Annotated in this window: 11 protein-coding genes and 1 riboswitch; of the genes, 4 read left to right on the top strand and 7 right to left on the bottom strand. The window is 61.0% G+C overall.

The window, feature by feature from the left end:
• Positions 1–63: 63 nt before the first annotated feature.
• Positions 64–924, top strand: coding sequence for a hypothetical protein (locus GC127_RS14680; RefSeq protein WP_151978835.1), 861 nt, complete (start codon positions 64–66; stop codon positions 922–924).
• A gap of 56 nt (positions 925–980) precedes the next feature.
• On the opposite strand, the gene GC127_RS14675 is transcribed toward GC127_RS14680, so the two are convergent.
• On the bottom strand, positions 981–2,480 hold the full coding sequence (locus GC127_RS14675) for a CoA-acylating methylmalonate-semialdehyde dehydrogenase (protein ID WP_151978834.1): 1,500 nt from the start codon (positions 2,478–2,480) through the stop codon (positions 981–983).
• A 104-nt stretch (positions 2,481–2,584) separates the two neighbouring features.
• On the opposite strand from GC127_RS14675, the gene GC127_RS14670 reads away from it, so the two are divergent.
• The 3 genes from GC127_RS14670 (at position 2,585) to coaD (ending at position 4,530) form a co-directional block, all read left to right on the top strand.
• Positions 2,585–3,481, top strand: coding sequence for a LysR family transcriptional regulator (locus GC127_RS14670; RefSeq protein WP_008280245.1), 897 nt, complete (start codon positions 2,585–2,587; stop codon positions 3,479–3,481).
• Between the two features lie 60 nt (positions 3,482–3,541).
• Complete coding sequence (locus tag GC127_RS14665; protein ID WP_008280246.1) at positions 3,542–3,976, top strand: CBS domain-containing protein; 435 nt, start codon at positions 3,542–3,544, stop codon at positions 3,974–3,976.
• A 62-nt stretch (positions 3,977–4,038) separates the two neighbouring features.
• Complete coding sequence (gene coaD / locus GC127_RS14660) at positions 4,039–4,530, top strand: pantetheine-phosphate adenylyltransferase (protein ID WP_008280247.1); 492 nt, start codon at positions 4,039–4,041, stop codon at positions 4,528–4,530.
• 6 nt (positions 4,531–4,536) lie between these two features.
• Here the strand turns inward: coaD and gap (GC127_RS14655) are convergent, their stop codons facing one another.
• From gap (GC127_RS14655) to GC127_RS14635, 6 genes are all read right to left on the bottom strand, one after another.
• Positions 4,537–5,589 (bottom strand): type I glyceraldehyde-3-phosphate dehydrogenase, encoded by a 1,053-nt coding sequence (gene gap, locus GC127_RS14655; RefSeq protein WP_151978833.1) that lies wholly within the window; start codon positions 5,587–5,589, stop codon positions 4,537–4,539.
• 91 nt (positions 5,590–5,680) lie between these two features.
• A complete protein-coding gene (locus GC127_RS22870; protein WP_199861265.1) occupies positions 5,681–5,824 on the bottom strand; it encodes a hypothetical protein in 144 nt (47 codons plus the stop codon).
• Between the two features lie 153 nt (positions 5,825–5,977).
• Positions 5,978–7,780 (bottom strand): phosphomethylpyrimidine synthase ThiC, encoded by a 1,803-nt coding sequence (gene thiC, locus GC127_RS14650; protein WP_151978832.1) that lies wholly within the window; start codon positions 7,778–7,780, stop codon positions 5,978–5,980.
• A 112-nt stretch (positions 7,781–7,892) separates the two neighbouring features.
• A riboswitch (TPP riboswitch) is annotated at positions 7,893–8,024 on the bottom strand.
• A gap of 137 nt (positions 8,025–8,161) precedes the next feature.
• On the bottom strand, positions 8,162–9,163 hold the full coding sequence (gene gap / locus GC127_RS14645) for a type I glyceraldehyde-3-phosphate dehydrogenase (RefSeq protein WP_151978831.1): 1,002 nt from the start codon (positions 9,161–9,163) through the stop codon (positions 8,162–8,164).
• Between the two features lie 242 nt (positions 9,164–9,405).
• On the bottom strand, positions 9,406–12,216 hold the full coding sequence (locus GC127_RS14640; protein WP_151978830.1) for a nidogen-like domain-containing protein: 2,811 nt from the start codon (positions 12,214–12,216) through the stop codon (positions 9,406–9,408).
• A gap of 115 nt (positions 12,217–12,331) precedes the next feature.
• Positions 12,332–14,128: a pre-peptidase C-terminal domain-containing protein gene (locus tag GC127_RS14635; RefSeq protein WP_151978829.1), complete on the bottom strand. Its 1,797-nt coding sequence runs from the start codon at positions 14,126–14,128 to the stop codon at positions 12,332–12,334.
• Positions 14,129–14,172: the final 44 nt, after the last annotated feature.

Below are 14,172 nucleotides of genomic sequence, written 5' to 3'. Positions count from 1 at the left end.
TGTGGTCTTTTGTCGGAATAAGACCTGTTGATTTCAGCACAGATATTTTGAGGGGGCAGTGCGATGCCAGAAGAACACCGGGTTGCCGTGGCGGTCATTCACGGCATGGGCAGCCAAGGCGACCGGCCACAGGCCGCGAATGCCGTCAGCTTTTCGCGGGATCTTTACACGGCCTTGCGCAAGCGGATGGGGGCGGCGCGGTTTGATACGCTGGTTGGCTGGCGCGAGATTTTCTGGTCGGACATCCTGCAAGAGCGGCAACAGAGCTATATGGACCGCGCGCTGAAAGGGCAGGCCAATTGGATGGGAGCACGGGATTTCGTGATGCACCGTCTGGCCGATGCCGCCGCTTACCGTTGGGAAAAGGGCGATCATGCCTATGTCTATCCGCAGGTCCATGCCCGCGTGTCCAACGCCATTGCGCATCTGGAGGGTGTGACAGGCGGCCGCGCGCCGCTGATCGTGCTGGCGCATTCGCTGGGCGGGCAGATCATCTCGAACCATATCTGGGATCTACAAAGGAAATACACCACCGCGCCCACGCCGTTTCAGCGGTTCGAGACGATGGCGGGGATGATCACCTTTGGCTGCAATATCCCGGTCTTTACCTTTAGCTGCAAGCCCGACGATGTGAAGGCGATTGAGCGCCCCGGCACCGCCATTCCGGTGGGCAAGAGGTTCAATCCGTGGTGGGTCAATCTGAACAGCCGCAATGACATTCTGGGGATGCCGCTGGCAGAGGTGGGCGACGGGTATGCAGCGTTGGCGGATCGAGAAGAGTTGCGGGATCGCTGGATCAGTGCGGGCAATGTGCTGACCGCGTGGAATCCGTTGTCGCATAATGCCTATTGGGCGGATTCGGATGTGCATGGGTCGGTCGTGGCAATGATCGAAAAGTCGATGCAGATCGGGCCGGTGGGGTGATACGAAAAGGCCCCGGTGAAACACCGGGGCCTTTGGTCGTGAGTGATGGGTGAAGATTAATCCATCGGTTTGAAATTGAATTCCCCGCCTTCCTTGATCCCGGACGGCCAACGGGCGGTCACGGTCTTGGTGCGGGTGTAGAATTTGAATGAATCCGGGCCATGTTGGTTGAGATCGCCAAAGCCGGATTTCTTCCAGCCGCCAAAGGTATGATAGGCGAGCGGCACCGGGATCGGCACGTTGATGCCGACCATGCCGATATTGACACGCGCGGCGAAATCGCGGGCGGCGTCGCCATCGCGGGTAAAGATCGCGGTGCCGTTCCCGTATTCGTGATCCATCGCCAGTTTCAGGGCCTCTTCGTAAGAGCCTGCGCGCACGGTTGCGAGCACGGGGCCAAAGATTTCCTGCGTGTAGATGTCCATATCCGGGGTCACGCGGTCAAAGAGATGCGGACCGACAAAGAAGCCATCCTCATAGCCCTGCAATTTGAAATCACGCCCATCGACCACCAGTTCGGCCCCCTGCGCGATACCGCTTTCGACCAGCCCAAGGATGCGTTGCTTGGCCTCTGCGGTAACAACGGGGCCGTAATCCACGTCATTGCCTGCGGTGTAGGGCCCAACTTTCAGCTTTTCGATGCGCGGCACCAGTTTTTCAATCAGGCGGTCGGCGGTTTCATCGCCCACCGGAACCGCCACGGAAATGGCCATGCAGCGTTCGCCCGCCGCGCCATAGCCCGCGCCCACCAGCGCATCCGCGGCCTGATCCATATCGGCATCGGGCATGATGATCATGTGGTTCTTGGCCCCGCCAAAGCACTGCACGCGCTTGCCGTTGGAACAGCCACGACCGTAGATATATTGCGCGATGGGTGTCGAGCCGACAAAGCCGATGGACTGAATGACCTCGTGGTCGAGGATCGCATCCACGGCCACCTTGTCGCCGTTGACGACCTGAAGGATGCCTTTGGGCAATCCGGCCTCTTCCATCAGTTCGGCCAGCATGAGCGGCACGGAGGGGTCACGCTCGGACGGTTTGAGGATGAAGGCGTTGCCGCAGGCGAGCGCCGGGGCGAACATCCACATCGGGATCATGGCAGGAAAGTTGAACGGCGTGATGCCCGCCGTCACGCCGAGCGGTTGGCGCATGGAATAGATGTCGATACCGGGGCCCGCGCCATCAGTAAACTCGCCTTTGAGCATTTGCGGCGCACCGATGCAGTATTCCACCACTTCGAGACCGCGCTGGATGTCGCCCTTGGCATCGGGGAAGGTCTTGCCATGCTCGCGGCTCAGCGCCTCGGCCAGCTTGTCCATGTCGCGGTTCAGCAGGCGGACGAATTCCATCATCACCCGTGCCCGGCGTTGGGGATTGGTGGCGGCCCAAGCGGGCTGTGCGGCCTGTGCGGCGGCGACAGCGGCATCCATTTCTTCGACGCTGGCGAGCGGGCATTTGGCCTGCACTTCGCCGGTGGCGGGGTTGAACACATCTGCAAAGCGCCCGGAGGTGCCTTTGACATGTTGACCGTTGATGTAATGGGTAAGCTCTTGCATTGGGAATCCTCCTAATCCGTTGGCGGCAGGGTAGTCTTGCAAATCCTCTGCGGAAAGAGGCAATATTCCAAAAGTGATTTGCATTTCTGCAAAGGGGGCCGGGAATGACGCCGCATTGGGACGATATCCGCATATTCCTGGCTGTTGCCCGGTCTGAGAGCCTGTCGGGGGCAGGGCGTATCCTGCGGATTGATCCGGCGACGGTGGGGCGGCGTATCGCGCGGCTGGAAGAAGAGTTGGGCGCGCCGCTTTTTGCCAAATCGCCCACGGGATATGTATTGAGCGAGGCGGGGCAACGCCTGATGGGGCCGGCGCTGCGCGCGGAAACCGCCATGCAGGAAGCCACCGAGGAAATGGCCGGACAAGCCGGGGGGCTGAGCGGGCAAATCCGCATCGGCGCGCCGGATGGCTGCGCCAATTTCCTGTTGCCGCAGGTCTGCGCCGCGATTGGCGCGGAAAATCCCGATCTGGAAATTCAGATCGTGGCGCTGCCGCGTGTGTTCAACCTGACGCGGCGCGAGGCGGATATGGTGATCGCGGTGAGCCCGCCCACGGCTGGGCGGCTGACGGTGCAGAAGATCACCGATTACCGTCTGCATCTGGCGGCGACAGTGCGCTATCTGCGTTCGCATCCCCCGATTGCAACGCTGGCGGACCTGCGCGCGCATCGGATGGTGGGCTATATTCCCGATATGATCTTTGACAAGGAACTGGACTATCTCAGCGAGGCGGGGATCGAGCGCGTCAGCCTTGCGTCGAACTCGGTGTCGGTGCAGCTCAATTGGGTGCGGCAGGGCGGTGGCATCGGGGTATTGCATGATTTTTCACTGCCTTGGGCGCGGGGGCTGCAAAAGGTGCTGCCCGACCAATTTTCGCTTACCCGCAGCTTTTATCTGGTGCGCCATGCGGATGACCGGCGGCTGGAACGGCAGAACCGGTTTGCTACCGCGCTGGTCGAGAGGCTTCGGCAAGAGGTGCAGAGCCTGGAGGCGCGCACTTGACAGAAATTTTATTATAGATCACGCTGATTTGACAGACATATTCTTGCGGAGGGTCGTGTCATGCTGGTGCAGCAAATCCTGAAATCCAAGGGCGATAGCGCGGTGATCACGATCTCGCCTCAGACAAAGGTTTCGGAGGCGGCGCAGACCCTTGCAGAGCGCCGGATCGGCGGGCTTGTGGTGTCACGGGATGGCGAGACGGTGGAGGGGATCATCTCAGAGCGCGATATCGTGCGCAGTCTGGCCGTGCGCGGCGTGGTCTGCATGACCGAAACCGTGTCTGAAATGATGACCCGTAATCCGGTTTGCTGTTCGCGGCAGGATACATCTGATGCGGTGTTGGCGCGTATGACCGATGGCCGGTTCCGTCACATGCCGGTGGTGGAGGCGGGCAAGCTGGTGGGGATCGTGACCATCGGCGACGTGGTCAAGGCGCGGCTGGAAGAGCTGGCGATGGAGAAGACAGCCCTTGAAGGGATGATCATGGGCTACTAAGCGCTTGCATCGCCTTGCATAGTATTGTTGCGTGAGCGGCGATTGCAGCAAAGGAGGGCCGCATGCGCATTGGTCTTTATCCCGGCACGTTCGACCCTATTACCTTGGGCCATATTGATATTATCCGCCGGGCAGCCGTGCTGGTGGATCGGCTGGTTCTGGGGGTTGCGATCAACCGGGACAAGGGGCCGCTGTTTTCGCTGGAAGAGCGGGTCGAGATGATCGAGGCGGAATGTGCCAAGCTCAGCGCGCAGACCGGCACCGAAATCGTGGCGCATCCGTTCGAGAACCTGCTGATCAATTGCGCCCATGATGTGGGCGCGCAGGTGATAGTGCGCGGTCTGCGCGCGGTGGCGGATTTCGAATATGAATTCCAGATGGTCGGGATGAACCGGGCGCTGGATAATTCGGTCGAGACCGTCTTTCTTATGGCGGATGCCAATCATCAGGCGATTGCCAGCAAACTGGTCAAGGAAATCGCCCGGCTGGGCGGGGATGTGACCAAGTTTGTCACCCCCCCGGTCCGCGAAGCGCTGCTGGCCAAGTTTTCCTAAGGCTGCTCAGGTCGGTTCCATCACCCGTGTGTGGTGCGGGACGGGGCCGCGCCCGGTTTCGAGGTGGCGGCCCATTTCGGCGGCGACATCGAGCATGCGGTTGGAAAAACCCCATTCGTTGTCATACCAACTGAGCACGCGGCAAAGCCGTCCTTCCATCACCCGTGTCTGATCGGTGGCAAAGATCGAGCTGTGGGGATCGTGGTTAAAGTCCGAGGAGACAAGCGGGCGGCTGGTAACATCGAGCACGCCCAAAAGCGCGCCGTTGGCGGCACCGCTGACGGCGGCGTTGATCTCGTCCACGCTGGTGTCGCGCGCGGCCTCGAATGTCAGGTCCACGACGCTGACATTGGGGGTGGGCACGCGGATGGCGGTGCCGTCGAGCCGCCCGGCGAGGGCGGGCAACACGAGGCCCACGGCACGGGCAGCGCCGGTGGTGGTGGGGATGATGTTGAGCCCCGCCGCGCGGGCGCGGTAGAGGTCCTTGTGCATGGTGTCGAGCGTTGGCTGGTCGCCGGTGTAGCTATGGATCGTGGTCATGAAACCGCGGGTGATGCCGACGCTTTCATGCAGCACCTTGGCCAAGGGGGCGAGGCAATTGGTGGTGCAAGAGGCGTTGGAAACGATCACATCCTTGGCGGTCAGGTCCGTGTGGTTGACGCCGTAGACCACGGTGCGATCGGCCCCGGCTGAGGGGGCCGAGACCAGAACGCGCCGCGCGCCGTTCTTGAGGTGGCGGGCGGCGGCGTCGCGGTCTGTAAAGATGCCGGTGCATTCCAGCACGATATCGACATCACCCCATGGCAGCGCTTCGGGGTCGCGCAGGGCGGTCACGCGCATCGGCCCGCGGCCTGCGTCAATCGTGTCGGCGGTGGTGGTGATCTGACCCCGAAAGCGGCCATGCACGCTGTCGAATTCGAGCAGATGGGCGTTTGTTTCGACCGGGGCCAGATCGTTGATGGCCACGACTTTGATGTCTTGGCGATCCGAGTCGAGCAAAGCGCGCAGCACGTTGCGTCCGATACGACCAAATCCGTTTATGGCAAGTTTCAGGGGCATGGCATCCTCCGAGAGTTATGTTAGCGCTAACAATTGACGGCGAACATAAACGAATTTCGAAACGAGTCAATGCGGAGGAGTGTCAGTTGCGTTATCGCCAAAAGGCGACATATTCGATCAGATCAATCAGCTTGCGCCCGAGGAACAGGGTGGATTGGCTATCGTTCAGTATGACATCGGCACCGATCGCCACTAGGACGATCCCCCCAAGGCCAATCGCGATTGTGTTGGTCATGCCGCGCGCCTTTGCCGTCTGCGTCTCGCAGGGTATGCAACAGAGGCTGCCGCCATGCAAGCCGGATCAAGGGCCGGGAGGGGCCTGGCCATAGGGCCGGAGGCGCAAAACGGCCCCCGGTGCCGGGCACCGGGGGCGTGCGATCAGGTCTGATCACTCGTCAAGGGGCAGGTAGATATCGCCGGCTTCGCGGAACTTTTCGGCCATCGCCGCCATACCCTCTTTCTGGGCCTCGGCGCGGATGTCGTGGCTGATCTTCATCGAGCAGAATTTCGGCCCGCACATCGAGCAGAAATGCGCCACCTTATGCGCCTCTTTGGGCAAGGTCTGATCGTGGAAGTCGCGGGCGGTTTCCGGGTCGAGCGAGAGGTTGAATTGATCCTCCCAGCGGAATTCAAAGCGCGCGCGGCTGAGCGCATCGTCACGCCGCTGCGCCCCCGGCAGGCCCTTGGCAAGGTCGGCGGCATGGGCCGCGATTTTGTAGGTGATGACGCCGGTTTTCACATCGTCGCGGTCGGGCAGGCCCAGATGTTCCTTGGGGGTGACATAGCACAGCATCGCACAGCCGAACCAACCGATCATCGCCGCCCCGATGCCGCTGGTGATATGGTCATAGCCCGGCGCGATATCGGTGGTGAGTGGCCCAAGGGTGTAGAACGGGGCCTCGTGGCAGCATTCAAGCTGCTTCTCCATATTCTCTTTGATCTTGTGCATGGCGACATGGCCCGGCCCCTCGATCATCACCTGGCAATCCTTGCGCCATGCGATTTTCGTGAGTTCGCCCAGCGTCTCCAACTCGGCGAATTGTGCGGCGTCATTGGCATCGGCGATAGAACCGGGGCGCAGCCCATCGCCCAATGAAAAGCTCACGTCATATTGGCGACAGATGTCGCAGATGTCTTCGAAATGCTCATAAAGAAAGGACTCGCGGTGGTGATGCAGGCACCACTTGGCCATGATCGAACCGCCTCGGCTGACGATGCCTGTTACCCGATTTACCGTCATTGGCACCATGTGCAGGCGCACGCCCGCATGGATGGTGAAATAGTCCACGCCCTGTTCGGCCTGTTCGATCAGCGTGTCGCGGAACACCTCCCATGTCAGGTCTTCGGCAATGCCATTCACCTTTTCCAGCGCCTGATAGATCGGCACGGTGCCGATGGGCACGGGGCTGTTGCGGATGATCCATTCGCGCGTGTTGTGGATGTTGCGGCCCGTCGAGAGATCCATCACCGTATCCGCGCCCCAGCGGATCGCCCAGACCAGTTTCTCGACCTCTTCCTCCATCGAAGAGGTGACGGCGGAGGTGCCCATGTTGGCATTGATCTTGACCAGAAAATTGCGGCCGATGATCATCGGCTCCAGTTCCGGGTGGTTGATATTTGCGGGGATGATGGCGCGGCCTGCCGCAATCTCTTGCCGGACGAATTCGGGGGTCACGTAGTCGGGAATATTCGCGCCCCAGTCGTTGCCGTCGCGGTGACAGGGTGTCAATTCCCGCAGCTGGTTTTCGCGGATGGCCACGAATTCCATCTCGGGCGTGATAAGGCCTGCGCGGGCATAGGCCAGTTGGGTGGGGGCCGCCCCCGGCTTGGCGCGCAGTGGCCGGTGCTGAACCGGAAACTCCGGCACCAGTCTATCGCCGGTGACAAAGCCGTTATCCTCGGGCTTGACGTGGCGGCCCTCGTAATCCTCCACAGTCCCGCGTGCCATGATCCACGAGCGGCGAAGCGGCGGCAAGCCTTGGCGAATATCGGTGGTGCGGTCCGGATCGGTATAGGGACCAGAGCTATCATAGACGGCCAGCGGTGCCTCGCCTGCGGTGGGATGGGTCGAGATTTCGCGCATGGGCACTGCGATTTCGGGATAGTGCTGGCCGTTCACATAGATTTTTCTAGAGGCGGGCAGGGGGCCGGTGGTCACGCTAGGGGTGATGTTCTGGGTGGGGACGTTCATTTTGGTGCTCCTCGAGTCAGTTTCTACAAAGAGACCAGATGAGCGTGGCAGGGAGGCAGGAGGGCAGCATATACGCCCCGGTTCAGGCCATGGGATCTGCCGGAACGTGGCATGATCGCGAGCCCTAGCTTCCTACGCCAGTATCAACTGGGTCAGGTTCAAAGGGTCGCGACACTGCAATATCTGCAAAGATGGTTGCCAGCCGCCTCTCAGTCCCTCAGTTGGGACTCCCCTGCGTAGGAAAAGCGTATGCGGTAACAGAGGGCCGCGCAACCCGAAGTTTCGGGCCTGCGAGCCCAGAGGCAGATCGGCGCGTTCCAATGGCAAAGCGCCGGGCCGCGCGTATCGCGGCCCGGCGCTGCACAAAATGTGAGGGCTTGTTTACTGCAACCGGCCCATGGCGACGGCGACATCGGCCATGCGGCAGGAAAAGCCCCATTCGTTGTCATACCATGCCAGCACCCGCACCAGACGGTTGCCGATCACTTTGGTCTGATCAGGGGCGAAGATCGAGCTTTCCTCGGTGTGGTTGAAGTCGATGCTGACCTTGGGTTCGGGATCATAGCCCAGAACGCCCTTCATCGCGCCAGCGGCGGCCTCGGCCACCACGGCGTTGACATCGGCCTTGGTCACATCGCGCTTGGCGACAAAGGTCAGGTCCACCGCCGAGACATTGGGCGTGGGCACGCGGATGGCAGAGCCGTCGAGTTTGCCCGCGAGTTCCGGCAGCACCTCACCAAGCGCTTTGGCGGCCCCGGTCGAGGTGGGGATCATCGACATCGCGGCGGCGCGGGCGCGGTAGAGGTCATTGTGGCGACGGTCCAGCGTCGGCTGGTCACCGGTATAGGCGTGGATCGTGGTCATGATGCCGCTCTCGATCCCGATCGTATCATTCAGCACCTTGGCCAGCGGCGCGAGGCAATTGGTGGTGCAAGAGCCGTTCGAGATCATCCGCTCAGAGGCCAAGAGCGCGTCATGGTTGACGCCGTAGACCACGGTGCGATCCACGTTCTTGGCGGGGGCCGAGATCAGCACCTTGCGCGCGCCGCGTTCAAGATGGGTGCGGGCCTTGTTTCCATCATTGAAATTGCCGGTGCATTCGAGCACCACATCAACCCCGTCCCAATCCAACTCGTTCATGTCATAGGTCGAGAACATCTGGATCGGGCCGCGCCCGAGGTCCATCGTCTGGCCCTCGACGGTGATGGGATGGGCAAAGCGGCCATGCACGCTGTCATAGCGCATCAGATGCGCTGCGGTCTCAATCGGCCCGGTTGCGTTCACCTTGACCACCTTGATATCGTTGCGCAGGCTTTCCGAGATATGGGCAAGCGTGGCGCGACCGATACGGCCGAAACCGTTGATTCCTACGGTGATGGTCATGGGCGACTCCTGATAGCTGAATTGGCGTCCGTATAGACGGGGCAGAGGACGCCGGAAAGCGGTAAAAGTCGTTTTCCAGTTGGAATACAGGATGTTAGCGGTAACCTTGCGGGGGTTGGCGTGGCTTTGCCGGTGATTGCGCTAACGCAGGATGGCAGGTTTGGGCGATCAGAAGGCGCAGATTTGCCGCCAAGACATAGAGGCGCCCGAGAGCGCCCCTGTCGTTGATCTGCCAGTCCGAACTAGAGGAACGTGAAATCATCCACGGTGAGTTGCGCGGCGGTGATGCCTTCGACGAGGATCGTGTTGCCATTCACCGTCATCTGCGCGCCGCCCGCGACGTCGACGATATTCATCGCCGTGACGAACCCCGCGAGACCGTTACCGCCGTTGTTGATGTTTTCAACGCCAGTATCGGGATCGAAACGGCGGATGAAGAAACTGTCCAAACCGTCCTCGAAATCGGTGATCACATCCGCCTCGCCATCGAAGAAGGCGCTGAAGACGAATTGATCGGCCCCGGTTCCGCCAGTGATCACGTCATTGCCAGCACCTGCATTGATCGTGTCATTGCCCGCGCCGCCGTCGATCGTGTCGTTGCGCCCGCCGCCGGCGAGGAAATCATTACCGTCGCCGCCAAGGATGCTGTCGTCGCCTTCACCGCCGCCCACGCTGTCATTGCCCGCACCGGCATCAATGGTGTCCTGTCCGGTGCCGCCGCCGATGTCATCCGCGCCCTCGCCGCCGTCGATGAGGTCATTGCCAAAGCTGCCCGACATGCTGTCGTTGCCATCGCCGCCCGAGAGCGTGTCGTCGCCCGCGCCGCCTGCGACCACGTCATTGCCTGCGCCGCCGGTCACGGAATCCGCGCCAAAGCCGCCGCCCAGAATGTCGTCACCATCGCCACCGTCCAGGGTGTCATCCCCCAGACCGCCGCCGATATTGTCGTTGCCCGCCCCGCCAATGGCCAGATCATTGCCATCAGAGGACGAAATCCGGTCATCGCCAGCACCGCCGTCAAGGGTGTCATTGCCCTCGCTGCCGCTGAGCTGGTCATTCCCGCCGCGCCCCTCGAGCCGGTCATCGCCACCCAGACCGCTGAGCGTGTCGTCAAGCGTGGCCCCGAGCAGGGTGTCATTGCCTTCGGTGCCTTCGAGGTTGAGCGAGACCGGATCAGCGGTGGTGACGGTTTCGGTCACTGAGGCAGGCACCTCGGCGGCAGAGTCGAAGAACGAGCTATCGCCTGTCAGGGCAAAGTCGAGCACGGCGTTTTCGAAATTGGGCGTGCCTTGGATCAGGCCCGCATCGAGCGCCGCAGCAATCGCGGCATCCCGCACCGCCGGGTCGAGCGTGTCGAGGCTGACAATCTCGCCGGGGAATTCGGGCAAGTAAAACCCATCAAGGCTTTCGCCCGCGTCATAGGTAAAGAGGCTGTCCGCCTCAGAGGCGACGCGCCAATCCTCGCGGTATTGACCGTAGAGATCGGCAAAGGCAAAGGGACGGGCCAGCACGGTGCCATCGGCGCGCGCGACATCATTGCTGGCGTCGCCGTCGCCATCGCCCAGCAGACCTTCGAGACGACCCAGCAGCTCTTCGTTGAGGCGCACGTCGATATCAACCCGCCCGTCACGCACGATCACGCGCACCTGGCTGTCGCCATTGCCGACCACGTTATCTGCGCCCGCATAGACGATGATATAGGTATCGCCTTCACGGAAAATACGGTCATTGCCAACCGCGACAGAGCCGAAATCCTCAATCTCGGTGGCCACGCCGCCGATATGCAGCGGGGTCGCGTCATTGGCGTCGATCATCACTGCCGTGCCGCCGAGATTGGTGGCGATGGCCTGATTGACGCTGACGTTATCGCCCACTGGCACCATGCGCGCCTGAAGCTCGAAATCGCTGTCGGTGCCACGCAGCAGCACGAATTCGCCCGCCGCCTGGAAATCATAGCCGACGCCGTCGAGTGTCGCGAGATGCGGGTCACCCGCAACCCAACCGCCCGCGCCGACCGGCGGCAGAAGCGGGACGATAGAGTCGACCACGCCGCCGTTGCGCACGGCAAAGTTCCAGATGCCGATCAGTCCGGTATTGCCGGGGATCACATCCAGGCTGAGGATTTCATCCTGATTGCCGGATTGCGGCAGCTCAAAGAACGTGCCTTCGACGCCGGTGCCCGATGTATAGCCCGCGCGCGCAACCGTGCCGCCAAGGCCGTTGGTGCCGCCGCTGGCGTTACCGGTTGTCCAGTTCACCTCTTCATAGCGGAACTGAATGTCGAAATCGCCATTGCCACGATCCGTGAGGATAAGTTGGAAGGCGTTGAGCAGGTCGGTGCGCGAGCTAAAGTAGCCGACATCGTCCCATGTGACGATAAGTTGGTCGCCCAGCGTGTTGAAATCCCAATGCACAAGGTTGCTGCCTTGCGAGTTTCCGCCCGGGGTTGGGGCAACTTCGCCGCCGCGGGTGTCGACATCCGCAAAGAACGGCGTGATGTTGGGATTGTTGCTGACGCCTGTGATCACGTCGGGCGTGAAGGTGCCGCGCGGTCCGGTGAAGGTCACCGAGCCGTTGTTGTTGATCCAGAGACCTTGGTAAACGGTGCCAAAGAAATTCAGCCCGTTCTCGAAGATCGGGGTGATGTCGATCTGTACGGTTGAGCCGTCATCGTTGCGGGCCAGAAAATCCTCGCCGAACCCGGCATCGCCGCCCAGACCCCGGATCAGGCCGGGGCTGGTGTTGTCTGGGTTGAGCAGCACATCGGTGCTGATGTTGTCGAATTGCAGGCGCTGGATATTGACTAGAATGTCGGTGTCGCCGGTTGCGGTATGGGTGATAGTGCGCTGTGCACTTTCATTCACGCCGGTGCTGTAATCGGCGGCATTGCCCGCGAAGACGGCCGTATCGAACCCCGCGCCCCCATCCAGCAGATCGTTACCCGCGCCACCTGTTAGCGTGTCATCCCCAGCATTCGCAGTGATCGTATCGTTATCGGCGGTGCCGACAAGATCGTCAGCCTCCGGTGTTCCCGGAATTACAAGACCTTCCATGGTAAAACTCCCCAGTTTTCCAAATGCGCCTTATTCAAACACTATGATCACGATTCTGTGAAGTGTTTTAAATTCGGAGTTTCGCATGTATGAATTTGGGGGGAGGGGGAGACCTTTAGAGGAACGTGAAATCGTCCACTGTCAGTTGCGCGGCGGTGATGTCTTGGACGATCACAGTCTGTCCGTTGAAGGAAATTTCTACGCCGCTGGCAGTGTCGACGATGCCCAGCGTTTCGAAGGGCGCTGCTGATGAGGGGGCAGTGGGTGGCTCTGGTGTATCCATGGCCATGAACCGAATGACGATAAGGTCGACGCCATCTTCGAAATCGAGAACACTATCGGTTTCTCCCTCTTTAGCGACGGTGAATTCGAAGTGATCTGCACCCGCGCCGCCCCTGAGTACGTCGTCGCCACGTGCGCCGTTGACCGTGTCATTGCCATCGCCGCCCTCAATCGTGTCCGCACCGCTGCCACCCGAGAGGTCGTCATTGCCGCTCCCGCCTTGGATGCTGTCGTCGCCCTTGCCGCCGCCGACTTGGTCGTCACCTGCGCCGCCGATGATCGTATCTCGGCCTGTGCCACCGCCAATCTGGTCGGCCCCGTCGCCCCCATCAATCCGGTCATCGCCCGCGCTGCCGGACAGGCGATCATTGCCCGCGTCGCCCGTGATGCGGTCATTGCCGGACGCACCGGCAACTATGTCATCGCCCGCGCCCCCCGAGAGGTAATCCGCGCCGCTGGCACCCGTGAGCGTGTCATGGCCGTCGCCACCGTCCAAGGTATCGCGGTCCCAGCCACCGGACAAAAAATCATCCCCGAGACCGCCCGTGATCAGGTCGTTTCCTGAGCCACCGCCAACGGTGTCGTCGCCATCGCCTGCGTCAATCGTGTCATTGCCCAGCCCGCCACCAATATTGTCATTTCCAGCATCGCCGGTGAGGGAGTCATCCCCCAATCCGGCGCTGAGGGAGTCGTGACCTTCACCGCCGTTGAGGGTGTCGTGGCCGAGACTGCCGTTCAGGCGGTCATCCCCGCTCTCGCCGAATATCTCATCACCGCCCTCCTGACCAAAGAGCCTGTCGTTGCCATCGCCGCCCAAAAGCGTATCGTTTCCTTCGTCCCCCGCGAGACGATCATCACCGGCAAGACCGTTGAGAAAATCATCGTCACGATTTCCCAAGAGCGTGTCATTCCCAAGGGTGCCGACTTCGGTCAAAGGGAGAATCGCGTCTACCCATTTGACGGAATAGGGGATGGGAAAAAAGTTGGCATATCTGTCGTATCCCACTGCATATCGCGCGCTGACATAGAATGTGCCGGACTCGTCTGGAATGTAGGTCACATACTTGTTTGACGCTCGCGCGTCCGAGCTTGCGAGGCTTTCTCCATTGGCATCCCGCACCGACAGATCGGAGAGCGTGATGCCGTCCAGTTCGAAGCTCGCGGCCTCACCCGCGGTCAATTCCACTGCGAACCAGTCATAGTCGTTGCCGAAATCCATCTGCGCCTGGACCGAGGTGTTGGGGGCCAGCGTCGCGTGCGTGGTCACATCGCCGGGGACGTCGTCTTGAAACACGTTGGCCCGGATGACGTAGTTGTCCAAGTCGCCGCCCATGGTGCCGAATGTTGCGCCGATGGATATGAAATGCCGCCCGGATTGCTGCGGTGAGAAAACAAAAACGTTGTCTTGGTCGGATCGCAGCTCTGGGTCGCCGGTGTTGTTCATAAGCGGTATCTCATCGGGTGACAGGATTTGGACAAAAGGCAATCCCATGTCGATTTCGAACCGATAGGCAGTGTCTGCCTCAAGGTTTACCGCGATCCAGTCCCGACCGTCCGCGACGCTGCCACTGACGGAGCCACCGATTTCCAAAAACCCAGTTGTCTGCGCATTTGCGGTAAAATTATCCATAATATCATGTCCTTGTCTTGGAAATGGCGGTCGGCCCTTTAGTG

The organism is Roseovarius sp. EC-HK134, assembly GCF_902498815.1.
Lineage (GTDB): Bacteria > Pseudomonadota > Alphaproteobacteria > Rhodobacterales > Rhodobacteraceae > Roseovarius > Roseovarius mucosus_A.
The sequence above is the reverse complement of the archived record's forward strand: the minus strand, read 5'-3'. Positions and strand labels throughout refer to the sequence as shown.